This is a genomic window from Subtercola sp. RTI3, from assembly GCF_035018625.1.
GTDB classification, from domain to species: Bacteria; Actinomycetota; Actinomycetes; order Actinomycetales; family Microbacteriaceae; genus Subtercola; species Subtercola vilae.
In genome coordinates, this window is the sequence record NZ_JASJXO010000020.1 from 1 (window position 1) to 26,947 (window position 26,947).

At 65.5% G+C, this 26,947-nt stretch carries 22 protein-coding genes; 8 read left to right on the forward strand and 14 right to left on the reverse strand.

Going from position 1 to position 26,947, the window contains the following annotated elements; genetic code table 11:
* Positions 1-62: 62 nt before the first annotated feature.
* Genes QN358_RS09435 through QN358_RS09455 form a run of 5 tightly spaced genes read right to left on the reverse strand, consistent with a single transcriptional unit; the run spans position 63 to position 4,705 of the window.
* Positions 63-848, reverse strand: coding sequence for a nucleoside phosphorylase (locus QN358_RS09435; RefSeq protein ID WP_136642472.1), 786 nt, complete (start codon positions 846-848; stop codon positions 63-65).
* Positions 849-889: 41 nt separating this feature from the next.
* On the reverse strand, positions 890-1,783 hold the full coding sequence (locus QN358_RS09440) for an ABC transporter permease (protein WP_323512179.1): 894 nt from the start codon (positions 1,781-1,783) through the stop codon (positions 890-892).
* Positions 1,783-2,682 carry an ABC transporter permease gene (locus QN358_RS09445; RefSeq protein ID WP_323512180.1) on the reverse strand — a complete coding sequence of 300 codons (900 nt, stop codon included), beginning with the start codon at positions 2,680-2,682 and terminating at the stop codon, positions 1,783-1,785. The genes QN358_RS09440 and QN358_RS09445 overlap by 1 nt, the downstream gene beginning before the upstream one ends.
* Complete coding sequence (locus QN358_RS09450; RefSeq protein ID WP_136642469.1) at positions 2,675-3,517, reverse strand: ABC transporter ATP-binding protein; 843 nt, start codon at positions 3,515-3,517, stop codon at positions 2,675-2,677. The genes QN358_RS09445 and QN358_RS09450 overlap by 8 nt, the downstream gene beginning before the upstream one ends.
* Positions 3,518-3,562: 45 nt before the next feature.
* Positions 3,563-4,705 carry an ABC transporter substrate-binding protein gene (locus QN358_RS09455; RefSeq protein WP_323512181.1) on the reverse strand — a complete coding sequence of 381 codons (1,143 nt, stop codon included), beginning with the start codon at positions 4,703-4,705 and terminating at the stop codon, positions 3,563-3,565.
* Between the two features lie 167 nt (positions 4,706-4,872).
* Between QN358_RS09455 and QN358_RS09460 the strand changes: the two genes are divergently transcribed.
* The 4 genes from QN358_RS09460 (at position 4,873) to QN358_RS09475 (ending at position 9,394) form a co-directional block, all read left to right on the forward strand.
* Positions 4,873-5,475 carry a TetR/AcrR family transcriptional regulator gene (locus tag QN358_RS09460; RefSeq protein ID WP_323512182.1) on the forward strand — a complete coding sequence of 201 codons (603 nt, stop codon included), beginning with the start codon at positions 4,873-4,875 and terminating at the stop codon, positions 5,473-5,475.
* A gap of 82 nt (positions 5,476-5,557) precedes the next feature.
* A complete protein-coding gene (locus QN358_RS09465) occupies positions 5,558-6,955 on the forward strand; it encodes an NtaA/DmoA family FMN-dependent monooxygenase (RefSeq protein WP_323512183.1) in 1,398 nt (465 codons plus the stop codon).
* Positions 6,952-8,376, forward strand: coding sequence for an amidohydrolase (locus QN358_RS09470; RefSeq protein WP_323512184.1), 1,425 nt, complete (start codon positions 6,952-6,954; stop codon positions 8,374-8,376). Before QN358_RS09465 ends, QN358_RS09470 begins: the two co-directional genes overlap by 4 nt.
* A gap of 4 nt (positions 8,377-8,380) precedes the next feature.
* On the forward strand, positions 8,381-9,394 hold the full coding sequence (locus QN358_RS09475) for an adenosine deaminase (protein WP_323512185.1): 1,014 nt from the start codon (positions 8,381-8,383) through the stop codon (positions 9,392-9,394).
* Positions 9,395-9,412: 18 nt separating this feature from the next.
* On the opposite strand, the gene QN358_RS09480 is transcribed toward QN358_RS09475, so the two are convergent.
* The 7 genes from QN358_RS09480 to QN358_RS09510 are packed head-to-tail and all read right to left on the reverse strand — an operon-like array spanning position 9,413 to position 17,437.
* Positions 9,413-10,486 (reverse strand): Lrp/AsnC family transcriptional regulator, encoded by a 1,074-nt coding sequence (locus QN358_RS09480; RefSeq protein ID WP_323512186.1) that lies wholly within the window; start codon positions 10,484-10,486, stop codon positions 9,413-9,415.
* Between the two features lie 2 nt (positions 10,487-10,488).
* Positions 10,489-11,406, reverse strand: a complete 918-nt coding sequence (locus tag QN358_RS09485) for an alpha/beta hydrolase (protein WP_323512187.1) — start codon at positions 11,404-11,406, stop codon at positions 10,489-10,491.
* 50 nt (positions 11,407-11,456) lie between these two features.
* Entirely contained in the window at positions 11,457-12,668 is a 1,212-nt protein-coding gene (locus tag QN358_RS09490; RefSeq protein ID WP_323512188.1) for a Xaa-Pro peptidase family protein, read from the reverse strand.
* Positions 12,669-12,697: 29 nt separating this feature from the next.
* A complete protein-coding gene (locus QN358_RS09495; protein ID WP_323512189.1) occupies positions 12,698-13,612 on the reverse strand; it encodes an ABC transporter permease in 915 nt (304 codons plus the stop codon).
* On the reverse strand, positions 13,609-14,571 hold the full coding sequence (locus QN358_RS09500) for an ABC transporter permease (RefSeq protein WP_323512190.1): 963 nt from the start codon (positions 14,569-14,571) through the stop codon (positions 13,609-13,611). The genes QN358_RS09495 and QN358_RS09500 overlap by 4 nt, the downstream gene beginning before the upstream one ends.
* Before the next feature lie 41 nt (positions 14,572-14,612).
* Positions 14,613-16,229, reverse strand: a complete 1,617-nt coding sequence (locus tag QN358_RS09505; protein ID WP_323512192.1) for an ABC transporter substrate-binding protein — start codon at positions 16,227-16,229, stop codon at positions 14,613-14,615.
* The gene (locus QN358_RS09510; protein WP_323512193.1) at positions 16,229-17,437 is read right to left on the reverse strand and encodes a dipeptidase; all 1,209 of its coding nucleotides are present in this window, start codon (positions 17,435-17,437) and stop codon (positions 16,229-16,231) included. Before QN358_RS09510 ends, QN358_RS09505 begins: the two co-directional genes overlap by 1 nt.
* A gap of 149 nt (positions 17,438-17,586) precedes the next feature.
* Between QN358_RS09510 and QN358_RS09515 the strand changes: the two genes are divergently transcribed.
* Complete coding sequence (locus QN358_RS09515) at positions 17,587-18,594, forward strand: ABC transporter ATP-binding protein (protein ID WP_323512194.1); 1,008 nt, start codon at positions 17,587-17,589, stop codon at positions 18,592-18,594.
* Complete coding sequence (locus QN358_RS09520; RefSeq protein WP_323512195.1) at positions 18,578-19,612, forward strand: dipeptide ABC transporter ATP-binding protein; 1,035 nt, start codon at positions 18,578-18,580, stop codon at positions 19,610-19,612. The genes QN358_RS09515 and QN358_RS09520 overlap by 17 nt, the downstream gene beginning before the upstream one ends.
* On the opposite strand, the gene QN358_RS09525 is transcribed toward QN358_RS09520, so the two are convergent.
* On the reverse strand, positions 19,570-20,322 hold the full coding sequence (locus tag QN358_RS09525) for an HAD family hydrolase (RefSeq protein ID WP_323512196.1): 753 nt from the start codon (positions 20,320-20,322) through the stop codon (positions 19,570-19,572). The two genes, QN358_RS09520 and QN358_RS09525, sit on opposite strands and share 43 nt — an antisense overlap.
* A gap of 315 nt (positions 20,323-20,637) precedes the next feature.
* On the opposite strand from QN358_RS09525, the gene QN358_RS09530 reads away from it, so the two are divergent.
* Positions 20,638-21,051: a hypothetical protein gene (locus QN358_RS09530; protein WP_323512197.1), complete on the forward strand. Its 414-nt coding sequence runs from the start codon at positions 20,638-20,640 to the stop codon at positions 21,049-21,051.
* Here QN358_RS09530 and QN358_RS09535 read toward each other — a convergent pair.
* A complete protein-coding gene (locus QN358_RS09535; protein ID WP_323512198.1) occupies positions 20,993-21,934 on the reverse strand; it encodes a helix-turn-helix transcriptional regulator in 942 nt (313 codons plus the stop codon). The genes QN358_RS09530 and QN358_RS09535 overlap by 59 nt on opposite strands.
* Before the next feature lie 394 nt (positions 21,935-22,328).
* On the opposite strand from QN358_RS09535, the gene QN358_RS09540 reads away from it, so the two are divergent.
* Positions 22,329-26,933: an ExeM/NucH family extracellular endonuclease gene (locus QN358_RS09540; protein WP_323512199.1), complete on the forward strand. Its 4,605-nt coding sequence runs from the start codon at positions 22,329-22,331 to the stop codon at positions 26,931-26,933.
* The last annotated feature ends 14 nt before the right edge of the window (positions 26,934-26,947 follow it).

The following is a 26,947-nucleotide window of genomic DNA, read 5'->3' on the forward strand; positions in this document are numbered from 1 at the left end:
AGATGTGTATACGAGACAGGGCGGGGAGGGGCGGTGCGGTGCGAGTGGAGAAACGAACCGACTCAGAGGTCGAGCGCCACCGCGGCGTCGAGGGCGGCCTCGATGCTCTTCTGCCAACCGGTCATCAGCTTGCCGGCGTCGTGGTCGTACAGGCTGGTTCCGTCGACGAGGTTCGACGAGCACGCGCAGATCATGCCGGCTCGCAGCTTTCGAAGTCGCGCCACCACGAACAGGGCCGAGCTCTCCATCTCGACGTTCAGAATGCCGAGCGAGTTGAGCTGGCTGATCCATTCGGGCGTCTCGGCGTAGAAGGCGTCGTCTGAGCAATTGATGCCCGAGAGCACGGCGAAGTCGGCGGCCGACCCGTTCGAGCCCGCGCCAGCCAGGGCATCGGCGGCGTTCTTGAGCGCGATGGTCAGTTCGAGGTCGGGCACGGCCGGAAAACCGGGGTGCGCGTAGGCCGCGGTTGTTCCGTCGTTGCGGAGTGTGCCCTCGCTCACCAGCAGGTCGCCCGGGTTGATGCCGGGCTGCAGGGCGGCCGAACTGCCCACGCGAATGAAGGAGGTGACGCCCACCCGGGCGAGTTCTTCGACCGCAATGGCCGTCGACGGGCATCCCATGCCCGTCGAGGTAGCAGTGATGAACTTGCCCTTGTACCAGCCGGTCATCGTTCGGTGCTCACGGTTGTGGGCGACCTCGGTGACGTCGGTCAGAAACTCGGCGATCAGCGGCACCCGAAACGGATCGCCGGGGAGCAGGGCAATGGTGCCCACCTCGCCGGGAGCGATACCGATGTGGTACTGGCGCGCGTTCACGCCCGCCTGAGACTTGTCAATGATGGTGGTCATGGTGCTCTTTCGGTGGTCGAACGGATGCCATGCGGCGGTCTCTACTTGCCGGTCGACTTGCCCGCGTTGGGGCCCCACTTGGCCAGCACGGCCGTCTCGACGAATGTGGCTACCGTGTACAGCAGAATCGAGACGAGTGTGATGAGCACCACGATGGCCCAGATCTGCCCGTACTGCGACTGCGACTTCGCGGTGGTGATGGCAGCGCCGAGGCCTTCGTAGGTGAACAGCCACTCGTAGAGCATGGCCCCGGTGATGGCGCCGGGAACGGCGATGCGCATCGAGGCGAAGAAGTAGGGCAGGGCGGTGGGAATGGCGACCTTGCGCATGATGGTCCAGCGGCTGCCGCCATAGACCTTGATGAGGTCGACCGACTGCGAGCTCACCGATCGAAAGCCCAGCGTCAGGTTCACGAGCAGCGGGAAGAACACCACGACACCGCCGATGAACGCTGCCGTGACGAGGCCGTTGCCGAAGACCAGAAAGATGACGGGCGCCATCGCGAGCAGCGGAACCGTGCGGAGCAGCATCGCAAGCGGCATGAACATGAACTCGATCGGCCGAATCAGCGTGAACAGCACCGAGATGACGACTGACGCGCCCACCCCGAACACAAAGCCGATGGCGGCGTGGCCGAGTGTCACGCCGAGCAGGCCGGCGAGCACATCACGATTCTCGGCCGCCGTGGTCTTGCTCTTGGCCGAGTCGACGAAGAGGTAGTTGAAGACATCCGCCGGGGTCTTGGCGATGAACGGGTTGGCGTGCAGAAGAACGATAGCGAGGTTCCAGAGCAGGCCGAGGATCACCGCGCTGATCACAATCGTCAGCACGGTGGTAACGAGCCGCCGCCCCACATAGCGCAGCGTCGAGGCCGTCTGGGGGCTGATCACGGCGCGCGAGAGCGTGGGGGCGTGGGTGGGTGCTGCGGTGGCCATCAGAAGCCTTCCCCTGCGCGTGCGTCTCCGGCCGACCATGGTGTCGCCAGGCGGCCGATGCGGCCGATGACGAAGTAGGCCAGACCAGCGACGCCGCCGCAGATCAGTGCGATTGCCCAGAGTTTGACCGAGGCGGCCGTGGCCTGGGCGGCCAGCAGGAGGATACCGATACCCGAATCGACTCCGACGAGAAAGTACTCCCCGAGCACGGCACCGAGAAACGCGGCCGGTGCGGCCAGCTTGAGAGCCGCCAGAATGCTCGGCACGGCAGCGATGAGGCGCACCTTGAAGAGCTGGGTGAGGCGAGAGCCGCCGTATGCCTTGATGACATCGAGCTGTGTCTCGCTTGCCGCGTTCAGCCCCAGGATCGTGCCGATCACGGTGGTGAAGATCACGCTGAGTGCCGCGAGGAAGATCGAGGTCGAGCGCCCGCCCGCGGGGGAGAGCAGCGTGACGATCGGCGCGATGGCGGTGAGCGGGATGCACGAGCAGACGACAGCCAGCTGCGTCGAGAGGCCCTCGAGCCACGGAATCAGCAGCACGATGAACGCCAGGAAGAAGGCGATCAGGTTGCCCCAGAGAAAGCCCCAGAGCGCCGACATGCCGGTCTGGGCGATGGCGTTCCAGTACACGCCGTCGGTCAGGTCGGTGAAGAGTTGCACGAACACGTTGAACGGCTGCGGAACCGACTGGGTGAGCGAGAAGAAGGTCACCGAGATGAACTGCCAGGCCAACAGGATGACGATCACGCCGACGACGGCGCCCACCCACGGCGGCATCGACCGAACCGACTGCATCGATCCGAGGAACGACCGCCGTGCGGGGCCGCGCGCGGTTTCTGCGTCGATCGCGATGCTCTCACCGAGTTCGATCTCGATGTCGTGCTGTACGTCAGTCATCGACGACCGTTCCGTGGGCACCGAACAGAATCTCTGAGATCTGGTCGACGTAGGCGTGGAATTCGGGGGTGCGGGTGAGCTCGGGCAGGCGCGGGCGCGGCAGGTCGATCTCGACGACCTGGGCGATACGGCCGGGCCGCGAACTCATCACGGCGACCACGTCAGAGAGAAAGACAGCCTCGCTGATGCCGTGGGTGACCATGAGTGTCGTGGCAGGCTTCTCTCCCCAGATGCGCAGCAGCTCGACGTTCATGCGCTGGCGCGTCATGTCGTCGAGGGCTCCGAACGGTTCGTCGAGCAGCATGATGGTGGGTTGCACTGCGAGGCAGCGGGCGATCGAGACACGCTGGCGCATGCCGCCGGAGAGCTGGGCGGGCTTGGCGTTCTCGAAGCCGGTCAGCCCGACGAGCTTGATCAGGTCGTCGATCAGACCGGGTGCGGGGGTGATGCCGGCCACTTCGAGCGGCAGGCGAATGTTCTTGGCGACCGAGCGCCACGGCAGAAGAGCTGAGTCCTGAAACGCGATGCCGGTCTCATGGCCGCGCTGAATCTCGGCTGCCGACTTACCGTTCACCACGACAACGCCCGAACTCGGCTTCTCGAGCCCGGCCAGGATGCGGAGAATCGTTGATTTTCCGCACCCTGACGGGCCGAGAAGCGTGAGGAACGAGTCTTTCTTCGTGCCCAGGTTGATCTCCGACAGAGCCTGAACCGATTTGCGGCCCAGCTGGAACGTCTTGGTCAGGCCTTGGATGTTGATGCCCGTGGCGAGATCCGGCCTTCCGGCCGGGTCGCTGGTGGCAGCCGTGAGCAGGCTCGAAGGGGAAGTGACCATGGTGTTCTAGTTTCTCTTATCGAAGACCGACAGAAGGTGCGGCGATTAAGACGCGGTGGGGATGGTGAAGGACTGGATGAGCTCGGGGTGCTCGGCGTAGACCTCTTTGATCAGGCTCATGTCGAAGAGCTGGTCGGCGGTGATGACCGTGCCCATGGCGGCGAGCGACGTGATGTTCTCGGCGATCAGCTCGTCGGTCATGGTGAACAGACCGTTCTTGTTGACATCGGCCGTCAGAATCAGTGAGTTCTGGGCGGTGGCCTCTTGAGTCTGCTCGTCGAGGTCGAGCTTCTGGTCTTTTCCGTACGTGTTCACAGCGTACGCAGCGTTGCCGGCGGGGTCTTTCACGGCGTCGCTCCAGCCCTTGATCTCGGCGACGAGGAATGCCTTGAGAAGGTCGCGCTTTGTGTCGATGGAGTCTTGCGTCACAGTGAACGTCTCGGCGACGAACGGCAGGCCGTTGTCGGCGAAGCCCAGAATGACGGGCGTGAAGCCGTCTTTCTTCGCCAGAATGGGCTCATTCGTGATGTACGACATGTGGGCGTCGTAGGCGCCGGTCTCGAGCGGAGCGATGTCGTACTGCGTGGTGACGAGCGTCACGTCGGCCGTGGTCATGCCGTTGGCCTTCAAGAAGCCCTCGAACGTGGTCTGGTTGCCGCCCGACTGAACGCCGATCTTCTTGCCCTTGAGGTCGGCGATGGTGCGGATGGGGGTCTTCTCGGCCAGAGACATCAGGCAGAACGGGTTCTTCTGGTACGTCGAGCCGATGATCTTCAGCGGTGCGCCCTGCAGAACCGAGGGGCCGGTGATCGAGGGGCCAGAGAGGCCGACGAGCGACTGGCCAGAGAGCAGGGTCTCTTCTGCGCCGGTCTGGCCGCCGCCCGCGAGCAGGGTCACGCCGGCGAATCCTGCACCGGTGTAGTAGCCCTTCTCGGTGGCATAGTACTCGCCGCCGAACTCGATGTTCTTGATCCACGAGAGCTGCAGAGCGATGGTGCCGAGACTTCCGGCTGCGGCGGTGGCGCCGGCGCTGGCAGCGGTGGTCGAACCCGAGGTCGAAGAACCGGTGCTGCAGGCAGCCAGAACGGCCGTGCCGCCGATGGCCAGCGCACTCAGGCCGCCGATGCGCAGAAAGCCGCGTCTGTCGAACGGTTTGTTCAGGATGGGCGGGGTGGTGAAGGCATTCATGTGAACTCCCAAGTCTGCGGTGGCGTGCAATGTCAGTGTGTCGACCCCAAACGCTGTGAGAAGTCGACTTCACTACTGAAGCGAAACGCTACTTCGCGAATGTTACCGCCGCATTTCGGCGGCGTTGCCTTCGGTCGCCGGGCGCACGAATCAGTAACGTCATGGGTATGACTGACCCATCGCAGCCGAGCCATGCGGCCCGTCGGGAGGCCCTGCTCGTGAGGGTGGTCGACCACGTTCTCGAGAATGGGATCAGCCAACTCACCTTGCGCGAGCTCGCCGCGGCTGCGGGCTCGAACAACCGCATGCTGCTGTACTACTTCGGCACTCGCGAGAATGTGATCGTCGCAGCGCTCGAGGGCGCTGAACGGCGCTTTCCCACGATGCGTGCCATCATTCCCGCCATCGACGACACCAGTGTTGCCCTCGAGCAGCGTCTAACCGATGCGTGGTGCACGATTTCTGACCCCGTGAATCTGCCGTTTCATCGACTGTTCTTCGAGATCTTCGGCCAGGCCGGCTTTCGTCGCCAGCAGTTCACCGAGCTTCTGGGCGACATCGGTACCGAGTGGGTCACCCACGTGGCGAAGGCGTTCGAGCACGAAGGGGTCGACCCCGAGCGCTCGCTCGTCTTCGCGCACGAGATCGTTGCGCTCTGGCGGGGGCTGCAGGCCACCTTGCTCAGCGTGGGCGACGCCGCGCTTGTCGACCGGGCGGCACGGGAGTCGACCGCGGCCCTGGTCGGGCGCCTGAGGTCGGCGGCATATTAAGAATCTGTTTCGGCGCGCCCGTGCATGTAAAAGTTTCGTTTCGTCGCCTGCGGCTCCGTGAACCATTTGGTTCACTGGGAGCATGAAACAGATCCATTTAGGTGTTTTCGAAGTCGCTGGCCCTCAGGTCGGCGGCACCCTCAGCTGGCCGCACCCGCGAAGCGATTCGCTGCGGTACCACGAACTCGATTTCTGGATCCACATGGCCCAGCTGCTCGATCAGGCGGGTTTCGACTTTCTCTTCTTCGCCGACGGCTTCGGTTTTCCGTCGATCGACGGTGACCTGCCGGAGCTTGCCGCCCGCGGCGGCATCAACTTTCCCGGCATCGACCCGGCGCTACTGATTCCCGTGCTGGCGCAGGCGACCGAACGCCTCGGCTTCGTGGTGACGTCGTCGACCGGCCTCGATCATCCGGTGCAGACCGCCCGGCGCTTCGCCACCCTCGACCACCTCACGGGCGGCCGCATCGGCTGGAACATTGTCACGGGTGCCTCGGCGAACACGGTGGCCGAGCTCTTCGGCCACAGCACGATGAAGGCGCACGACGACCGTTACGACCAGGCTGACGAGTACGTCGACCTTGCCATGACGCTCTGGGAGGGCTCGTGGGAAGACGACGCCTTCATCGGCGACAAAGAGAGCCAGGTGCTGGTTGATCGCTCGAAGCTGCACCGCATCACGTTCGAGGGCCAGCACTTTCGTTCGACGGGGTACTTCACGGTCGACCCGTCGCCCCAGCGCACCCCCGTTCTGTTTCAGGCCGGCACCTCGGCCAGGGGCCGGGCGTACGCTGCCCGCAACGCCGAGTGCGTGTTCGTGCAGGGCACGACGATCGCGGCCACGAAGGCGAACGTCGCCGACATTCGTGCCCAGGCGGCCGCCCTTGGGCGCGACCCCGAGTCGGTGAAGATCATGGTGGGCCTCACCGTGACGGTTGCCGAGACCAGCGAACTCGCCGCCGCCCAGCGCAAAGAGTTCGACGATCTGCAGACCGATGAGGTCGTGGCCGTGCTCTACGCCGGCAACACCGGAATCGACCTGCTCGCGCTCGACCCAGACCGTGACCTCACCCAGCTGCACGACGACGGCGGGCCCATCGGGCAGATGGGCCAGAGCAACATCGACCGCTTCATGGGCAAGAACGGCGAACCCGCTCTCACCGTGCGTGAGATTCTCGACCAGCTGCGCGGGCGCGGCACGCGTGGCCTGCAGCTCGTGGGCGACCCCATCGAGGTGGCCGACGAACTCGAGCGCCTCGTCGACGAGACCGGGCTCGACGGGTTTCTGCTCGAACCCATCTTCGCGCCCGCCGACCTCGAAGACTTCGCGCGGCTCGTCGTGCCCGAACTCCGTCGGCGCGGTCGCATGCCGGCAGCGGCCGGTACGGGAACGCTGCGCGAACAGGTTCTGGGTCGGCCGGGCGCGCACCTGTCGGCCGACCACCCCGGTACGAAGTTCAGCGTGACGAGCGCCGAGTGACCAGCCAGCCCGGCGACCGCCTGCTGGTCGCCGACTTCGTGGTGACGATGAACGCCTCGAACGAGATCATCGCCGATGGTGCGGTGCTCGTACGGGGTTCGGTCATCGAGGCGGTGGGCCCGGCATCCGATCTGATGGCCCAGTACCCCGGTGCCGAGGTGACGAGGCTGGATGACCGGCTCATCATGCCCGGCCTGGTGAACTCGCACCACCACTCCGGGGTTCTGCGGGGTACCGCAGAGCACCTGCCCGTGTGGGAGTGGCTGCGCCTGCACATCGACCCGATGCACCGCGTGCTGCAACCGGCCGAAGCCGAGGCTGCATCGTGGCTCTGCTACGCCGAAGGGCTACTCTCTGGCACCACCACCGTGGTCGACATGTGGCGCTACATGCAGGGCAGCGCGCGGGCGGCCGAGGTGCTCGGAAACCGGTTGGTGACGGTGAACTATGTGGGCGAGCATCCGCAACACGACTACTTCGACACGCTCGACGACAACGAGGCGATGCTCGACGAGTGGTCGGGAGGCGCCGGCGGCCGCATCTACCCGTGGGTCGGGCTCGAGCACCTGTTCTACGCCGACGGGGCCGGGCAGCAGCGCGCCATCGCGCTGGCGAAGAAATACAACACCGGGTTCTACACGCACTGCAGTGAGTCGGAGATCGAACTCGCTGAGTTCGACAGTCGGTATGGGTCGAGGCCCATGTTCGCCCTCGAGAAGCTCGGCTTCTTCGATGTGCCGAAGACCATGCTGGCGCACGCGGTGTGGCTCGACGACAGTGAGATCGAGCTGATCGCGCGCCGCGGTGTCGGGGTGTCGCACAACCCGGTGAGCAACATGAAGCTGGCGAGCGGCATGGCGCCGGTGGCGGAGTACCTGGCGGCCGGTGTCGCCGTGGGCATCGGTACCGACGGCGAGAAGGAGAACAACAACCTCGACATGTTCGAGGAGATGAAGGTGGCGTCGCTGCTCGGCAAGCTGCGAAAGATGGATGCTGCGGCGATGGACAGCTGGGCCGTGCTGCAGATGGCCACCACGGGTGGTGCCCGCGCCCTCGGCCTCTCGCACGAGATCGGGTCGCTCGAACCGGGCAAGAAGGCAGACCTCATCGCGGTGCGCACCGATACCCCGCGCATGACTCCGCTGATCGGTGACGGCATCTACGCGAACCTGCACCACAACCTGGTGCACGCCGTTCGCGGCAGCGATGTCGACCTCACGATGGTCGACGGCCGGGTGGTCGTCGAGGGCGGCGAGCTGCTCTCGGCAGACCTGCGAGACGTCATCGACCGCGCCCGGGCCGTGGTGCCGGGGCTGTTCGAACGACGGTCGGCATACCTGGCCGGCGTGGATGAACCCGGCGGCGTGTTCGCTGCACAAGCCGCAGCACCAGCCCCTGCCCCGACCAGCATGAAAGACTGAAGCCGTGACCATTCCCGACCTTCTCGCCCTGCCCAAAGCCGAGCTGCACCTGCACATCGAAGGCACCCTCGAACCCGAGATGGTGTTCGCGCTCGCCGAGCGCAACGGCATCTCGCTTCCGTTCGACAGTGTCGACGAGCTTCGTGAGCGGCTCGAGTTCACCGATCTGCAGTCGTTTCTCGACCTGTACTTCGCGTGCAGCATCGTGCTGCGAACGAGGGCCGACTTCGCCGACCTCGCACGGGCCTACCTCGCCAGAGCCCACGCGCAGGGGGTGCGGCACGTCGAGATGTTCTTCGACCCGCAGGCGCACACGAGCCGCGGGGTGGCGGTCGACACCGTCATCGACGGGCTGCGTGACGCGCTCGCCGAGGCGAACCTCGAGTGGGGCATCACGGGCGGGCTGATTCTCTGCTTCTTGCGCGATCTTCCCGTCGAGAAGGCCCTCGAGACTCTCGAGTCGGTGGCCCACCGCGCGGGTGACCTCATCGGGGTGGGGCTCGACTCCACCGAGGTCGGCTACCCGCCCGAGCTGTTCGAACGGGTGTACCGCCGGGCGCGCGAGCTGGGCCTTCACGCGGTGGCGCACGCCGGCGAAGAGGGCGGCCCCGAGTACGTGTGGCCGGCCCTCGAGGTGCTCGGCATCGAGCGGCTCGACCACGGCATTCGGAGCCTCGAAGACCCGGCGCTCGTCGAGGCGCTGCGGGAACGCCAGATTCCGCTGACAGTGTGCCCGCTCTCGACCGTGCGGCTGCGGGGAGTCGACACGATGGCCGAGCATCCGTTGCCCCGCATGCTCGACGCGGGGCTCCTCGTCACCGTGAACAGCGACGACCCGTCGTACTTCGGTGGGTACATCGGCGACAACTATGTGGCGGTGCAGCAGGCCTTCGACTTCGACCTGTCCACCATGGTGATGCTCGCCGGCAACTCGGTCACGGCGTCATTCGCGAGCGACGAACGCAAGGCCGAGTTGCGCGGCGAGATCGCGGCGTGGAGCGCGGCGCAGGGGGCGTAGGGGTCGTAGGTTCGCCCGCTACGCGCTGGCTGCAGCGCCCAGCTCGGGGTACGAGACCTGCCCGCGCCACCAGGGCGTCTCGATGAACCCACGCTTCAGAAAAAGCAGTTCCATCGAGGCAGTCCACCCTTCCACGCCGTCGAGTTGTGAGAGCGTCGAGGTGATGAAGGTGTACAGGTCGTTGGTCGACGGCATGATGATCTCGCAGAACAGGGCATTCTCGTCGAGCGTCGCAGCCAGGTAGCGCACGGCGGGGTGCTGCGCGAGTTCTCGGGCCACGGCATCCATTCGCGCGGGTGAGACCTTCACGGTCATGAGCGTCTCGGCGCCCATGCCCAGGGCAGGGGCCGGTACCAGCGTGAGAATGTCGATGCACTCGGCCGCCTTCAGTCGTTCGAACCGGCGGCGAACACTCGACTCGTTCATGCCGAGGCTGTCAGCGATGGCCTGAAAGGTGACCCGGCCGTCGTCGCGCAGCAGGTCGAGAATCTTCCAGTCGGCGCTGTCGAAGTGAGCGGGGCTGCAGGGCGTGGGCTCGACGATCTGCAGGTCGGTGGTGCTGGGGGTGCCTGGGGTGCCTGCGGTGCGGGTGTCTGCCGGATGCTCGACGGCAGGTAACCGCAGCGTGTCGGCGAACAGCTGCCGCCCCCAGTCGAACGACACCTTGTAGATGTGCATGATGAGGTCGCTGCGCCAGCGTTCGATGCCGGTGATCGACTGGAGTTCTTCGACGAGTTGCGGGTAGTGGGTTGCCCCGCCTGAGACCGCGAGCTCGGCGAAGATGTCGTAGCCGCCAGTGACAATCGTGACGAATCGCACATCGGCATGGGTCACGAGTTCGGCCGCCACCAGAATCTGCATGCCGGGCTGGCAGGTGATGCGAATGAGAAAGGTCGAGACATCGCCCGTAGCACCGAGCGACGGTACTACCGCCACTTTGATGACGCCCGCCGAGATGAGGTGCTGGCCGCGCCGGGCCACCGTGGCGGTCGACGAGTCGACGACTTCGGCAATGGCCCGCCAGCTGGCCCGGCCGTCGTTCTGCATGGCGACCACGATGCGGCGATCGAGGTCGTCGAGCGTGTCGAGCACGCTTATTCTCCGGCCAGCGCTCTCAGCGCCGACGGAGGCGCCACTCGGTGAAGGAATGCGCGAACCGTCTGCGTCCACTCGTCGACCTCTTCGATCTGCGGTGAATGCCCCGATTTCTCGAACACCACCAATTCTGAACCGGCCACCAACCCGGCGATGGTCTCGCTGCACGACACCGGAGTGATCCAGTCGTGTCTCCCTACTGTAATGAGCAGCGGTACGTCGAGTTCGGCCAACTGCGGCTTGAGGTCATAGTTCGGCAGATTCTGTGAGAACGCATAGTTGTGAGCCCGGTAGCGGTATGGCGTGGCAGCGGCTTTGCGAGCGGCGGCGGCCGGATCGTAGGCGAAATCGTAGAGCGGCAGAATCTCGAGCCAGCAGTCGTACAGGTCGTCGTTGTCTCGCACGCGGCCCTCGTCGATGCGGTCGAACTTCTCCATGTCGACGCTCACGCGGTCGCTGGCGAGCGCATTCTCGCGGGCCAGATGGGCGTTGCCATTGTCGGGCGAGGTGTCGCGCAGCACCACCGCTGTGACGTGCTCGGGGTAGCGCACGGCGTACTCCATCGACATGAAACCGCCGTACGAACCGCCGGCCATCACGATCTTCTCGGCGCCCACCCACTGCCGCAGCGCGTCGATGTCGGCCGCCCACTGTTCATGGCTGAACTCGCCACTGCCCTCGCTCTCGCCCGACCCGCGTGCATCGAACACCACGACCCGGTACTCGTCGGCGAGCCGGCCGAAGCTGGCGCGGGGCTCTGCGCGCGAGCCGAGCCCGGGAGCTCCGTGGTGGGTGATGATGACGGGCGCGCCCTCAGGGCCGAGAACCTCGACGGCGAGTTCGTTGCCGTTGATGAGAACCCGCTGGGCAGTGGTGGTCGCCTTCGCGAATTCGGGCGAGACGGTCTGGTCGGTCATGGATGCTCTTTCCTTACGTTTGGTGCATGCGAAGCGTGTGGGACGGGTGGTCACAGGGCGATGGTGCAGTGCTCCAGGTCGCGCCCGAACGAGGTGAGGGGCTCTGATCCGTGTTCGGTGACGAGCATGCTGTCGCTGATGCGGTAGCCGGCGTGACCCGGAATGTAGATGCCGGGTTCGTTCGACACCACCATGCCGGGTTCGAGCAGGGTCGCGTCACCGGCCTCGAGCCACGGCGGCTCGTGCATGCCGAGGCCGATTCCGTGCCCCTGGCGGTGCCGCAGGTATCGGCCGAGGCCCGCGTCTTCGATGACAGCCAGGCAGGTCGTGTTGGCCGCGCGACACTCTGCCCCCGGCCTGATGGCCTCGCCGCCGATCTTCTGCGCCAGGCGAACGGTGTCGTGGTAGCGCCTCTGGTCATCCGTCGGCTCTCCGAGTACGAAGGTGCGCTCACCCTCGACGAAGCGGCCGCCCACCGCGCAGCCGAGCGACAGCATGAAGGTGTCGCCGGGCTGCAGCCGGTAGCCGGAAGGCAGTCCGTGCGGGAAGGCCGAGTTCGCACCGGCATAGACGAGGCCGCCCGCGAGGGGAGAGACGACGACCACGTCATCGTGTTCGCGGTACATGGTCTTCACTCCGGTCGAAGTGACGTGGGCGGCGAGTTCGGCCTCGCTCGGCAGGGTGCCACGGCGACTGATCGCCTCCGTCAGATGCTCGACACCGGCCTCGAGCATCACGTCGGTGATGCGGGCGGCCTCGCGGTGCAGGGCGATCTCTTCGTCGAACTTCACGTACCGCGCCACGGTGATGAGCGTCGTGGGCACGAACTCGCAGCCGGGCAGCGCCAGCATGGCCGCGGTGAGGCGCTCGTGGGTCATGTGGGTACTGAATCCGACCCGGCGGGGAGCGCCGACGACGGCCCGGGCGAGCGACGTGAACGGAGCCTCGACACCGGGAAACTCGGCATACGAGACGAGCTGGTCGGCCCGTGCCTGCTGGCGTTCTGCGTTCTCCCGTTCGAGTGTCGGCGTCATGAGAATGCTCTGGCCGTCGGCGGCCAGCCACACGGCCACCGGCCGTTCGCACGGGTGGTGGAAGAAACCGGTGAGGTACGCCACGTCTTCGGGGTCGTCGGTGAGCACGGCGTCGAGAGACTCGGCCTCGAGAGACGGCAGCAGGCGCGCCTGCACCCGGTCGAAGAACTCGGGGGCGAGGCGCGCAGCGAAGGGGGTGCGGCTGGGGAAGGCGTTGGTCAGGGTCATGGGCATCCGTTTCTTGCTCGCGTGCCGTTCTACCGGGCGCGGTTGCGCGGGTTGCGGGCGTCGTTGTACGCGATCGAGAGCAGCGTGGCCGAGAGCACCAGCAGCAGAATGGCGATGGAGGGAATCAGGGTGAGCCACCAGGCGCTCGACATGGCACCCGACTGCTGTGCCTCGTAGAGGATGCGCCCCCACGACCACACCGTCGGGTCGCCGAGCCCGAGAAAGGCGAGGCCGGCCGCCGACAGCACAGCGCGCGAAGCGGTGACCACCACCGACACCACAATCACCGGGGCGACCGCGGGAACGATGTGGCGGGAGATGATCCAGAACGGCGAGGTGGTCATCAGCCGGGCCGCGTCGACGTAGGGCAGATTCACGACAGTGAGCGCCTGCGACCGCACGAGCCGGGTGACCTCTGGCCAGGAGAACGCGGCGACGACACCGATGATGGTGGTGGTACTCGGGCCGATGAGAGCCGCGATGAGAATCATCAGTGGCAGCACCGGCAGCGAGAGCGTGAGGTCGACGATGATGCTGATGAAGCCGTCGAGTCGGCGAAAGTAGGCGCCGAGAACGGCCACGAGGGTGCCCACCACGATGGCGATGAACGAGGCGGAGACGGCGACCAGAAGGCTCTGCTGAGTGCCCCAGATCACCTCGCCGAACACGTCGCGGCCGAGGGAGTCGGTACCGAACAGGTTGGGGAGGCTCGGTGCTTTCAGTACGTCGGTACCGTAGCTCGCCGGGTACGTGGCGATGAGGGGCGCGGCGAGAGCCACGAGTACCAGCAGGGCGAGGATGACCAGCGAACCCATCCCGAGCGGATCCCGCCGGAACACCCGCCAGGTCGCCCGGCTGGCCCGGCCGTTGCTGTCGGCGATCGGTTCAGCGAGTACGGCCGTGCCCGTTGTGGCGCCGGCCAGCAGTGGATCAAGAGAGGTCATGATGTTTTCACCCGGGGGTCGAGAAAGCCGTAGACGATGTCGGTGAGCATGTTCGCCACCACGACGGTGACGGCGAGCAGCAGAAAGGCGCCCTGCAGAACGGGGAAGTCGAGCTGGGTGACCGCCTCGTAGATTCCGCGGCCGATGCCGGGGTATGCGAAGACGGTCTCGGTGAGCACGGCGCCGCCCACCAGAAAGCCGAGCTGCAGCCCGATGAGGGTGGTGGTGGGCAGCAGAGCGTTCCTGAGCGCGTGCTTCCAGAGAATACGCCGGTAGGGCAGCCCGTTCGCCCTGGCGAGCGTGACGTAGTCTTCGCCGAGCGCCTCGATGAGGGTCGAGCGCATGGTGAGCACGTACGATCCGAGCTGGATGAGCATGAGTGAGACGGCCGGCAGAATGAGATGACTGATCACGCTGCCGTACCACGCCATCCCGTACGCATTGGTGTCGTACGCGCCGCCGATGGGCAGCCAGCGCAGGTGCAGCCCGAAGACGAACAGCAGCAGCACGCCGATGCTTGGAACAAAGATCGACTGACCCGTCACCCCCACGATCTGCACGAACTTGTCGATGAAGCGGCCCTTCTTCGAGGCCGCGAGCACGCCGAGGGGAATGCCGACCAGCACCGTGAGCAGCAGGGCGGTGAAGGTCAGCAGCAGGGTCCACGGCAGTCGCTGGAGCAGCACGTTCATCACGGGAATCGACTGAGTGAACGAGGTGCCGAAGTTGCCCCGCACGAGTTCGAACAGGTAGATGCCGTACTGCGCGATCAGCGGTTTGTCGAGACCGTACTGGGTGAGCAGGGCCGCCCGCGCGTCGTCTGTCATATTCGGGCTGGCGATGGCCAGCGCCGGGTCTCCGGGAAGCAGCCGCAACAGAAGGAATGTCACGGTCACGGCGAACCAGATCGTGAAGACACTTCTGCCGAGGCGCCGGAGGATGAATGAAAGTCGAGACACGCGGGCGACCCTTTCGTACGTGGGTGAAACGGTGGAGAGGGTCAGCCGACCTTGTGGGCGCTCGCGACCGAGAGGGGGTTCACGATCGACAGCAGTTCGCTGGGCTTCGTTACGAAGCCCTCCCACTTCGAGCTGTGCGCGAAGAACAGGTTCTGCGTGTACATCACGTTGTCGTAGACCTGGTCGTGCACGATCTTCGCGGCTTTCTGCATGATGGCCACCTTGCTCGCGGTATCGGTCGCCACGGTTCCCTGGGCGATGAGATCGTTCAGCGCTGGGTCGTCGACCAAGCTGTAGTTGATCGCGCCACCGGGCAGGTAGGCCAGCGTGAAGTTGGTGACCGGGTCATCCATGATGGCGAAGTTGCCCGCGTAGATGTCGTAGTCGCCCTTCGCCGTGGCGGCGAGGTAGGTGTTGCGCTCGGTTCCCACGAGGTTGATCGTGATCCCCGCTTTCGCGGCACCGTCTTTCACCAACTGCGCCCACTGGCTGGTCACGCTGTCTTGCAGCGAGTAGATGAACTTGAACGCCACAGGGAAGTTGCCGCTCGAGTCGGCGGTGTAGCCGGCCTGTTGCATCAGCTGCCGTGCCTTGTCGGTGTCGAACGTGTACTCGGTGAGCGTCTTGTCGTAGTAGTCGCTGAGCACGGGCATGAGCGGGCTGGAGCCCGTCGACACGGCCTGGTCCTGCAACACCACCTTTCGGATGGCGTCGTAGTCGACCGAGGCTGCGAGTGCCTGGCGCACCTGCAGCTTCGCCAGGTCGGCGTTCTTCATGTTGTACGTCATGTGGGCGTAGCCGAGGCCGCCGACCTCTTCGACCGTGATGCCCGACGAGCTCTTCAGCTGCGCCACCTGCGCCGGCGGCAGCGCGTTCGCGATGGCGTCGACCTCACCGCTCTGCAGGGCGAGAATCTCGGTGTTGATGTCGGGGAAGACGCGGTAGACGACCTTGGCCGCGATGGGCACGCCGCCCTCGACGAGCGGGTACGAGTCGACCCTGTCCATCGAGTAGCTCTGGCCCACCTGAACCGTCTTCAGGGTGTACGGGCCTGCGCTGACCCAGCCGCCGTCGGTGCCGTCGTTCGCGAATTTGGCCACAGAGGCCGCTTTCTCGAACACGTGCTTCGGTACGACATTGCCCCAGAACCCGATCTCCTCGACGATCGAGGAGTCTGGCTTCGAGAGCGCGATCTCCACACGGGTGTCAGAGACGGCGGTGGCCGAGACGAAGTTGGCCATCTGCCCGTAGAACGTGCCGGAGGGCGCGTCTTTCTTCACGGCGTTCATGGTCCACGCCACGTCGGCAGCGGTCAGCGGGGTGCCGTCGCTCCACTTCATGTCGCTGCGCAGGTCGTAGAACCCCGTGGTGTCGTTGACGTAGCCCCACTTGGTGGCGACCTGCGGCTCCTTTTTTCCGTCGTCGGCGATGCTCAGCAGGTGCGGGTACATCAGGTTCGTGACCCAGTAGTCGCTGCGGCTGTTGCCGATCAGGGGGTTGTAGTTGACCACGTCGGTGGTCGTGGCGATGGTGAGCGTGTCGCTGCCGGCCGTGGCGGCGGTGCTCGTCGACGCGGGCGGAGCCGAGGGCGCACAGGCGCTCAGCGCGATCAGGGCAGCCGCTGCAGCCACCGCGATCGACAGATTTCGTTTACGCATTAAACCCATACCTCCTCTAGGACCCGCATGGTGTTGCCCCCGACGACGGCGCGGATCTCGTCGTCTGAGTAGCCGTGCTTCACGAGCCAGCCAATGATGTTGTAGAACTCTTCTGCCGGGTTCTCGAGGCCGTCGACGTACTCGACCTGTTCGAAGGTGACCCCGCCGTGGGCCTGGCCGAGCGACAGGTTGCTCGAGAACGCGTTGTGCAGGCCCACGTGGTCGCCGAACAGGGTGTCGGGGCCGAAGCTGACGTGCTCGAGGCCCACCAGGTTCACGCAGTATTCGAAGTGGTCCATGACCGAGTCGAGCGAGTGCAGGGGGTGATCGGGCGACAGAGTGGTGTGCGGTGCCGCTTCGATGCCGATGACTCCGCCGCGCTTCGCGCACTCGATGATGGTCTCATCGGTCTTCATGCGGTTCGTGGGCCAGAGGCCCCGGGCACCGGCGTGCGTGATGAACACCGGCTTGGTGGATGCCTTGATGGTGTCGACGCAGGTGCGGTCACCACTGTGCGAAATGTCGATGGCGATGCCGAGCTTGTTCATGCGAGCCACCGCGCGCTCGCCGAAGAAGGTGAGACCGCCGTCGCCGCGCTCTTTCAGCCCCGAACCCAGCATGTTCGCCTCGGAGTAGGCGATGCCCATCTGGCGTACGCCGAAGCCGTACAGCACGTCGAGGCGGTCGACCTCGTTCTCGATCATGGTCGAGGCCTCGAGAGCGAAGACGTGGGCGATCTTGCCGTTGTCTTTCGCGTACTGGATGTCTTTCAGGGTCTCGCCCTTGATCACGTAGTCCTGGTGAGCGAGGTCGGCCATGCGCACACCGAGGTCGAACAGTACGTCTTGGTACTTCCAGCCGGCTTCGCTCGAGATGCAGCAGGTGCCATCCATGCCGTTGTCGAACACGGCGGTGAGCCCCGAGCGCGACAGACCCGCGTAGCCCGTGGGTTCGCGGCCGAAACGGATGCTGTCTTTCACCTCGCCCATGTTCTTCGGGAACACCTGCACGTGATCGTGCAGCGAGATGACCGTCTCGTTTGCGAGAAGCGTGGTGGTGCGCAGCTTCTCTTCTTCGTTCAGGTCGAGGCCGGCGTAGGCCGGCACCCGGCCGATCTGCTCGGCGTACTCGAAAGCGTGGTAGTCGACGCCCTTCTCGAGGTAGTCGTACGCGGTGTAACCGGTGTAGCCCGGGGCTGGTTCTAGCACGCGAAATCTCCTTATAGGTGGTGGTAGTTCGGCGTTCTGCATCACAATCTGTTTAATATCGGCACAAAAGTCAATGCACATGACGTGTTTCGGCGTAGATTTATTTTGCCTGAAACAATTCGGTAACCGACGTCGATGAAGATGGAAGCGTGGAAAAACTTGTGAACCCCCTCGCAGCAGCGCTCACCGTGCGCGACCTCTCTGTCACCTTCACCGGCGGTGGGCGAGAGGTGACGGCGGTGCGAAACATCGACTTAGACGTGGCCCGCGGTGAGTTCGTCGCCCTGCTGGGCGAGTCCGGTTCGGGAAAGTCTGTGACGGCGCGGGCCATCATGGGGCTGACCGATGAGTACACCCGGGTCGACGCCAGCGTTCTGAGCGTGAGCGGCACGAACATCCTGAGCCTCAGCGAAGAACAGCGGCGGCTGATGCGGGGCGAACGCATGAGCCTCGTGCTGCAAGACGCGCTCTCGGCCCTGAACCCGGTGATGACCATCGGCCGGCAGATCGGTGAGCTGTTCATCGTTCACCGCAAGGCCACCCGCAAGCAGGCCCGCGCGAGCGCCATCGAATTGCTCGCGCTGGTGGGCATTCCGGCGCCGGGCTCCCGGGTCGACGACTACCCGCACCAGTTCTCGGGCGGTATGCGCCAGCGTATTCTCATCGCAATGGCCATCGCCCTCGAGCCCGAGATGCTGATCGCTGACGAACCCACCACCGCGCTCGACGTCACGGTGCAGGCCCAGATTCTCGATCTGCTCGGGGGGCTTCGCGACCAGCTCGGCATGGGCATTCTGCTGATCACCCACGACCTCGGCGTCGTGATGGAGGTCGCCGACCGACTGGCCGTCATGTACGCCGGGCGCATCGTCGAACAGGGCGATGCTGACACTGTGCTCGACCTGCCGGCCCACCCGTACACCCAGGCGCTGCTGCGCTCCGTGCCCGAGGCGGCGGTGAAAGGCGAGCGCCTGCTGACCATTCCCGGTTCGCCGCCGAACCCGGCCGCTACGCCGAGTGGATGCTCGTTCAATCCCCGCTGCCACATGGCCATCGACATCTGCAGCACTGCCCGCCCGCCGCTCGTCGAGGTGGCTCTCGGCCGGGCCTCCGCCTGCCACCGCTCAGAGGAGATGCTCCATGAACTCGTCAGCTGATACTGCTGCTGTGCCGGGCCAGGCCCGCCGGCTCGTGCTCGAAGCAACCGACCTGCGCCGCACCTTCACCTCAGGTTCGAGGCTGCACCCCACCCGGGTTTCGGCGGTCGACGGGGTGAGCCTGCAGCTGCACGCGGGGGAGGTGCTGGGAATCGTGGGTGAGTCGGGCTGCGGCAAGTCGACGCTCGCCCGCATGCTCGTCGGGCTCGAAAAGCCCGACGGAGGGAGCCTCGTCTACCACGGCACCGATGTGACGCGCGGTCGTATGAGCGACCGGCGGCTGTTGCGGCGCGGCGTTCAGATGATCTTCCAAGACCCGTACACGTCGCTTGACCCGCGTATGACTGTGGGTGACATCATCGCCGAGCCGATGGCGGCCACCCGGTCGGCGAATGCCGCCGACCGGCGTGCGCGGGTGGCGGAGCTGCTCGGCCTGGTGGGGCTCGCACCCGACATGGTGAATCGGTACCCCCACCAGTTCTCGGGTGGCCAGCGGCAGCGCATCGGCATCGCCCGGGCGCTCGCGCTCGACCCCGACGTGCTGGTGTGCGACGAGGCTGTCTCGGCGCTCGATGTCTCGGTTCAGGCGCAGGTGATCAACCTGCTTGCAGACCTGCAGGCGCGGCTGGGCGTCGCCATCCTGTTCATCGCGCACGACCTCTCGGTGGTGCGTCATCTCGCCGACCGGGTGGCGGTGATGTACCTGGGGCGCATCGCCGAGATCGGCGACACCGACACGGTCTACGCCAGCCCCGCGCATCCCTACACCCAGGCATTGCTTTCGGCCACGCCCTCGCACAGTCGATCAGACCGCGGCAAGCTCGCCCGCCGACGCATTCTGGGCGGCGAGCCGCCGTCGCCGGTCAACCCGCCGGCCGGCTGCCGATTCAACCCTCGGTGCTGGATGGCCACCGACGAGTGCCGAACGCTCGAGCCGCTGCTTCGCACGCTGGGCGCGCGAGACGTGTCATGCCATCACGCCGAAGACGCGCTCGCCCAGGCCGTGATCGCAGGGTAGAGCTCTTCGATGGTCTCGGCCCGATACGTTGGCCGAGCGCCGGGCGCTGCGAGACGCTCGATGAGCGCCGTCTCGGCGCCCAGTCGTGCGGCCGGCTCGAGGTCGTTCTGCCAGATGTCGCCGACGCTCAGAAGTCGCTCGGGGTGGTCAGTGAGCTGGTGCGCTTCGAGAAGGGCGGCGAGCACGGCAGGCATGCCGGCGGGTTTGCCAGCCGAGGTGATCACGTCGTCGAAGTACTCGGCCAGTTCGAGCGTGGTGAGCTGCTGGTGAACGCCGGCATCGGGTGCGTTGGTGACCAGCACGACCTGTACTCGCTCGGGCAGCGAGCCGAGAAGCGCGCCGAGGCCGGCCGGTGCGTGCGTTTCAACGAGCCCAGCGGCGAGATCCCGGCGGCTGCCCGTGTAGGCGGCCGAGAGCTGGGCATCGGTGATACCGAGTGAACGGGCGAACTTCTCTGCTGCGGCATAGCCGTCGGCGCTGCTGCCCACGAGCTCGAGCGCGGCCGACACCATTTCGTTCGGTTCTTGGTCTGCCTCCTCGCCAGCCCCCAGAAACCGGGCTACGACGTCTCCGACCAGGCCGACCGGATGCCCGCCGGAGCTGCTGGCCAGAGCTTCGTCGATCAGCCGGGCGTAAACGAATACCGGGCCGTCGCCGAGGCATACGGTGCCGTCGAAGTCGAGTACGAGAATCTGCGAGAAATGAGCCACGGTGACAAGTCTGATGCACCGTGACCTGAGCTGTCGCGAGACGCCGCGGAGCGTCGGAAAAAACCATTTACTGTCAATCCCTGACCCCCCAATTGGGTGACGTGCAGCTGATCGCCTACGCTTAGAATCAGCCTGCAACACCTACGAAAGAGACGCTCGGTGACAGATATCCGTTCATCTGGGCACATTCGCGAAGTTATTCGGGGCTGGTGCGTGTCATCCGCTAAAATGCTCACAACTTCGATCCAGACTCAGGGGGCTCGTCGACGTGGTCAGCCCACACCAATGCCGAGAGGCGGTCAGGACGAGGGCGCAATGAGGCGGTCACGCGGCAACGGAGGCGTTCGACCTTCGAATCGCCTCGTTGGTGGCCCGATCGTTCTCGGACCAGTGATTCACCAAGACCTTCTGCGGCTCATCCTCACTGAGAAGAGCGTCTGGGGCGGTGAGATCGAGGCCCGGCTGATGCTGCGGAGATTCGACAACAGGGTTATCCCTTATGTGGTGCTGGTGTACGACGAAGTGGTGGTGAACGCGGGCTCGCTGCCCGCGGGTAGTGCACGCTCAATGCGCCTGCAGGTGTGGCGCGAAGCGCTTCGGGGGCGAATTCTGCTGGCCGACGTCGCCATCGTAGACAGTGGTGTGGCGGGCTCCGAACTCTCGGTTGTACTCAACCCTGCTGCATCCGGGCCGGAGTCGCCCCTGCCGCCCTCAGCTCGCGGGGTGTGACCCCCGAGCGGGTCTTCACGGCGTAGCGAAACTCCTTCATGCTCGAGAATCCCGCCTGGCGTGCGATCTCACTCATCGAGATGCTGCGAAGTGGGTTGGCGGCGAGCTCTGCCAGCGCGACCTGGAGTCTCCTCGCCCGGATGGTCTCTGAGATGGTCTGGTTCGTGCCGGTGAAACAGCGTTGCAGGTGCCTCAGCGACACATTGAGTTGGGCGGCGACTCCGGCAGGAGTCAGCGATGGGTCAGACGACTGGTTGTAGATGAGCGAAATGGCCCGGGTGCGAAGGCTCAGTTGAAATTGTTCGGAGTTCAGGGAGATGCGCCGGCTCTCAGAGAACATGCCGATGATGAGCTGGGTGAGAACGGTTTCGATCGGCGTGGCAGAGTCGTCGTCATCGACCGCGGGGGAGCGGAGCAGGGCCATGACGAACGACAGTGTGGGGGCCTGCATCGACAGCGGCTGCTCGAACGCCCCGAATTCGCCCGCAACGGTGATGCCAGCAGCGCTCAGCTGTTCGCGGCGCACCGAGACGCGCGTGACCCGCGAGGTGGCAAGGTTGTCGGCCGCCACTCGTGTCCAGCCCGACATGTACCCGGCCGAACCGGCTTCGAAGTGCAACTCAGTGTCGGGGCCGCGCAGAACGTAGTGCCCGGCATGCACGAAAACGACGCTCACGTAGTGCTGGTCGCCGACCGAGTCGTCGGCCCGCGCTGCCATGGTGAAGGGTGTGAGCAGCGAATGGCAGACGATCACATCGCCGTACACCTGCTTGAGCCCACGCGAGCGAAACTCACTCGGTCTGTCGGCAGTGAGAGCGCTCTCAGTGCCGTCGAGCGCCGCGGCGCCCGAGAGGGCCCACGTGGAACGGGTTGCAGCAGCCATGTCGGTTTCCGTCTGTGCGATGAAAGCGGAGGTGGCCGAGGTCCGGGGCAACCGAGTATGTCGCCAATATAACGCACCCTTGTGCGTTCTCGAACGACTCGTTCGGGGGAGAAACGCATTCGTTATACCGACGAAACACTCAGTTCGCCGCGCCTCGTAGTCTGTGAAAGTTCTCATTGAGACCAAATCGTTATCAAGGCAGGCACAATTGCTCCAGAATCACGTTTGATCTGGGCTTTTAGTTTGCGTACATAAAGTTGATTACCCCCCGTTCGGGAGCAAAATGTTCGAGAAATCTCTTTTCGTAACCCGCGCTTCACATAACTTTTGCAGGCTTGGTGTCGTTGGTGCGCAGGTGGCGCGTCGACCCACCGCACTCGAGGAGATCTCTTTCATGCACCAGACCCTCCGAAAACGAGCCCGACTCGCGTTCGTTTCGCTTCTTGCGGCCTCCACTGTCGTGGTGGCACCGTTCGTTGTGTCCCCGGCCACAGCGAACACCTCTGCAACAGGCGTTGTCATCAGTGAGGCGTACCTCAATGGCGGCAGTTCAGGAGCGAGCTACCTCAACAAGTTCGTCGAGCTCTACAACCCCACCGGCGCTGCTGTCGATCTCTCGACGATGTCGCTGCAGTATCGTTCGGCGACGGGCACCGCGAACCCCACCGGTGTTCTCCCGCTGACGGGCAGCATCGCGGCGAAGGGGCACTACCTCATCGGTGGCACAGCGAATGCGGCCAACGGCCAGGCGCTTCCCGCGCCCGATGCCACGTTCGGAGTGTCGTTCGCCGGCGGTGGCGGAACCCTCTTTCTCGCAGCCCAGACCACCGCGCTGCCGACACCGGCCACCGGCGCGGTCGCGGCAGACGCGGCTGTGGTCGACGTGCTCGGCTACGGCACGTCGAACACCTTCGAGGGCCAGGCATCGGTTGCGGCATCCGTGACCACCTCGATCGCCCGCACGAACGGTGTCGACACCGACAACAACAGAGCCGACTTCACGGCCGGCGCGCCCACCCCGCAGAACGCGGCCTCCGACGGCGGCACGACTGGCGTTCCAGACCCCGACCCTGTGCCCCCGGTGGTACCGGGCGTGCCCGTTGCGGTCGCCGACATTCAGGGCAGCACCGACACCAGCCCGCTCGTCGGCCAGACGGTCACCGCGCGCGGCGTCGTGACGGCCAGCTACCCCACAGGCGGGTTCAACGGCTACTACATTCAGACTCCGGGCACCGGGGGAGCCGTCGACCTGTCGACGCACACCCGTTCTGATGGACTCTTCGTGTTCTCCGCAGCGACCGTGGCTGCCGCCGCCGTGGGCTCGTTCGTCGAGGTGACAGGCACTGTCGCCGAGTTCTCCGGCCTCACCGAGCTGAACGTCGCTGCGGGCGGACTCAGTGTTCTGAGCGACACCGTCACGGCTCCCACCCCCGCGGCCGTCGCCGTACCGACAGACGCCGCCCAGCGTGAGTCGCTCGAGGGCATGCTCATCGCACCGGCAGGCGACTACACGGTCACCGACAACTACGACACGAACTACTACGGTTCGGTTGTGCTCGTCGGCGGCACCTCGCCGCTCGAGACGCCCACCGCGGTCGTGGCTCCCGGCAGTGCCGAGTACACCGCCCTCGTCGCCTCGAACCTCGCCCGAAGTATCACGCTCGACGACGGAGCAAGCCTCAATTTCAACTCGGCCGCCAACAAGTCGCTTCCCCTGCCGTACCTGTCGGTGACGAACCCGGTTCGCATCGGCGCCGGGGTGAACTTCACGGCACCGGTTGTGCTCGACTACCGGTTCGGCACCTGGAACCTGCAGCCCACCGAGCAACTCACCGCCGCGAATCAGGCCACGGTTCAGCCCGCGACCTTCACGAACACCCGCACCGCTTCGCCCGCCGACGTGGGCGGAGACGTGACCATGGCGTCGTTCAACGTGCTGAACTACTTCACTACCACGGGCGATTCGCTGACAGGCTGCACCTATTACACCGACCGTGACGGCAACCCCACCACGGTGAACAGTGGATGCGACGCGCGAGGCGCCGCGAACGCCGACGACCTCGCTCGCCAGCAGGCCAAGATCGTCTCGGCGATCAACGCTCTGGGTGCCGATGTCGTCTCGCTCGAGGAGATCGAGAACTCGGCTCGTTTCGGTGAGAACCGTGACGCCGCTCTGTCGACGCTCACCGCAGCGCTGAACAGCGCCGCCGGTGCGGGCACCTGGGCGTTCGTCGCTTCGCCGGCCGCCGTGCCCGCGAGCGAAGACGTCATTCGCACAGCGTTCATCTACAAGCCCGCGGTCGTGTCGACCGTCGGCTCGTCGGTGATCCTCGACGACCCGGCGTTCGCCAACGCGCGCCAGCCGCTCGCGCAGGCGTTCACGCTCGTCTCCGGCGCAGACGAGTCACGTTTTCTCGCCATCGTGAACCACTTCAAGTCGAAGGGTTCCGGCACGGGGGCCGACGCCGATACGGGTGACGGGCAGGGGGCATCCAACGCCTCACGCGTGAAGCAGGCGAAGGCGCTCGTCGGCTTTGCCGACACCCTGAAGGCCTCAACCGGAATCGACCGTGTACTTCTCGACGGTGATTTCAACGCCTACCTGAAAGAAGACCCGATCGCGGTTCTGACCGAGGCCGGGTACACCGACCTCGGCAGCACCACCGGCAAGCAGACGTATGCGTTCGACGGGGCCACGGGCTCACTCGACCACATCTTCGCGTCAAGCGCCGCCACCGCCGCGGTGACCGGCGTAGACGTGTGGAACATCAACTCTGTCGAATCGATCGCACTCGAGTACAGCCGTTTCAACTACAACGCGACCGACTTCTACCAGCCGAACGCGTACCGCTCGAGCGACCACGACCCGCTTCTGGTGGGCCTGAACCTCACGGGTTCGAACGTGGTCGACATCAACCTGCTGAACATCAACGACTTTCACGGGCGCATCGACAGTAATACGGTGAAGTTCGCGGGCACGATCGAGAAGCTGAAGGCAGAGCAGGGCGACGCCAGTACGCTGTTCCTCTCTGACGGCGACAACATCGGTGCCTCGCTGTTCGCCTCGTCGTCGCAGAAAGACCAGCCGACCATCGACGTGCTGAATACCCTGGGGCTCACGGCCTCGGCCGTGGGCAACCACGAGTTCGACCAGGGCTTCGCCGACCTGACCGGGCGCGTCACCGACGCGGCCGACTGGGACTACCTCGGTGCGAACGTGTACCTGAAAGGAACCACGACCCCCGCACTGCAGCAGTACAAGGTGTTCACCGTGAACGGCGTGCGTGTTGCCGTGGTCGGTGCGGTCACCGAAGAGACCCCCACCCTGGTGTCGCCTGGCGGCATCTCGACGCTCGACTTCGGTGACCCCGTCGACGCGGTGAACCGTGTCGTCACCCAGCTGAAAGCAGCTGACGCGGCCGACGTCTTCATCGCCGAGTACCACGAGGGTGCCTCTGCGGGTACGCCCGACGGAGCGACGCTGGCACAAGAGCTGGCGCTTACCGACACCGCTTTTGCAAAGATCGTCACCCAGACGACTCCCGACGTGGCCGCCATCTTCACGGGCCACACCCACAAGCAGTACGCATGGGATGCGGCGGTGCCCGGTTCGGCCACCGCGACCCGCCCCGTGCTGCAGACCGGCAGCTACGGCGAGAACATCGGCCAGATCATCCTGAGTGTCGACAAGACCAGTGACGCGGTGGTGACGTACACGGCGAAGAATGTGCCGCGAGTGACCACGGCCGATGCCGATCTCGTCGCTGCCTACCCGCGGGTCGCCGAGGTGAAGAGCATCGTCGATGCGGCGCTGGCGAAGGCCGCGGTCATCGGCAACCAGCCCATCGGCACCATCACGGCTGACATCACCACCGCATACACGAATGGTACGACTCGGGATGACCGGGGCTCCGAATCGACGCTCGGCAACCTCGTGGCCGATTCACTCGTGTCGAGCCTCAGCGACCCCACCTTCGGCGGCGCCGAGATCGGCGTGGTCAACCCGGGCGGGCTCCGCAGCGACCTGCTCTACGCCTCATCTCCGGTGGGCGAGGGCAACGGCGTGGTCACCTACGCCGAGGCCAACGCGGTGCTGCCGTTCGTGAACAACCTCTGGACGACGACGCTCACAGGCGCCCAGTTCAAGACGATTCTCGAGCAGCAGTGGCAGACCGACGCGGCGGGTGCGGTACCTTCGCGGCCGTACCTGGCGCTGGGTCTCAGCAACAACGTCGACTACACCTACGACGCCGCGCGGGCCCAGGGAGACCACATCACGGGAATCACCGTCGGCGGCGTGCCGATCGACCCCGCGAAGGGGTATCGCATCGGTTCGTTCAGCTTCCTGCTGCAGGGCGGCGACAACTTTCGAGAGTTCACCGCCGGTGCGAACACCCGTGACTCGGGCCTCATCGACCGTGATGCGTGGATCAACTACCTCACCACCCAGAGCCCGGTCTCACCGGCGTTCGACCGCCGCGGTGTGTCAGTGACCGACGTTCCCACCTCGGCCCTGGCCGCGGGAACGACCGCAGCGCTCACCCTCTCGAAGCTCGACCTGACCTCGCTCGGCAGCCCGCTGAACACCTCTGTGAGCGCGTCGTTCGAGGGGAGTGCTGCCGCGCCGGTGGTCTCGCCGGTCTCCGGCGGCGTCTCGACGGTAGCCTTCGCCGTGCCGAGCGACGTGCCGGCCGATGCGACCCTCGTGATCGTCGCGGCCGAGTCGGGAACCACCGTGCGGGTGCCGATCACGGTCGGTGCCGTGGTGACGCCCGACCCGACCACCCCGACCACGCCCGAGACGCCGGCGCCCGGGCAGCCGGGTGCGGCACTTCCCGGCGCGGGCACCCCCGGGTCTGGTTCGGGTTCCGATCTGGCGAACACGGGTAACGCGGCGCTTCCGGCCCTGCTGCTGAGCGCGCTGCTGTTGCTCGCGGGCGCGGGCCTGGTTCTCGCTCGCCGTCGGCGGAGCGCTACCGAGAGCGTCGACTCCGAGTAGGGGCTGACCGCCTC

What these genes read in the sequence shown, in the direction of transcription:
- QN358_RS09465 (WP_323512183.1), top strand. Translation starts at nt 5,558, where the DNA reads ATGAAACAGATCCATTTAGGTGTTTTCGAAGTCGCTGGCCCTCAGGTC.
- QN358_RS09445 (WP_323512180.1), bottom strand. Translation starts at nt 2,682, where the DNA reads ATGACTGACGTACAGCACGACATCGAGATCGAACTCGGTGAGAGCATC.
- QN358_RS09535 (WP_323512198.1), bottom strand. Translation starts at nt 21,934, where the DNA reads ATGGCTGCTGCAACCCGTTCCACGTGGGCCCTCTCGGGCGCCGCGGCG.
- QN358_RS09450 (WP_136642469.1), bottom strand. Translation starts at nt 3,517, where the DNA reads ATGGTCACTTCCCCTTCGAGCCTGCTCACGGCTGCCACCAGCGACCCG.
- QN358_RS09505 (WP_323512192.1), bottom strand. Translation starts at nt 16,229, where the DNA reads ATGCGTAAACGAAATCTGTCGATCGCGGTGGCTGCAGCGGCTGCCCTG.
- QN358_RS09490 (WP_323512188.1), bottom strand. Translation starts at nt 12,668, where the DNA reads ATGACCCTGACCAACGCCTTCCCCAGCCGCACCCCCTTCGCTGCGCGC.
- QN358_RS09520 (WP_323512195.1), top strand. Translation starts at nt 18,578, where the DNA reads ATGAACTCGTCAGCTGATACTGCTGCTGTGCCGGGCCAGGCCCGCCGG.
- QN358_RS09540 (WP_323512199.1), top strand. Translation starts at nt 22,329, where the DNA reads ATGCACCAGACCCTCCGAAAACGAGCCCGACTCGCGTTCGTTTCGCTT.
- QN358_RS09495 (WP_323512189.1), bottom strand. Translation starts at nt 13,612, where the DNA reads ATGACCTCTCTTGATCCACTGCTGGCCGGCGCCACAACGGGCACGGCC.
- QN358_RS09530 (WP_323512197.1), top strand. Translation starts at nt 20,638, where the DNA reads ATGAGGCGGTCACGCGGCAACGGAGGCGTTCGACCTTCGAATCGCCTC.
- QN358_RS09435 (WP_136642472.1), bottom strand. Translation starts at nt 848, where the DNA reads ATGACCACCATCATTGACAAGTCTCAGGCGGGCGTGAACGCGCGCCAG.
- QN358_RS09440 (WP_323512179.1), bottom strand. Translation starts at nt 1,783, where the DNA reads ATGGCCACCGCAGCACCCACCCACGCCCCCACGCTCTCGCGCGCCGTG.
- QN358_RS09460 (WP_323512182.1), top strand. Translation starts at nt 4,873, where the DNA reads ATGACTGACCCATCGCAGCCGAGCCATGCGGCCCGTCGGGAGGCCCTG.
- QN358_RS09485 (WP_323512187.1), bottom strand. Translation starts at nt 11,406, where the DNA reads ATGACCGACCAGACCGTCTCGCCCGAATTCGCGAAGGCGACCACCACT.
- QN358_RS09455 (WP_323512181.1), bottom strand. Translation starts at nt 4,705, where the DNA reads ATGAATGCCTTCACCACCCCGCCCATCCTGAACAAACCGTTCGACAGA.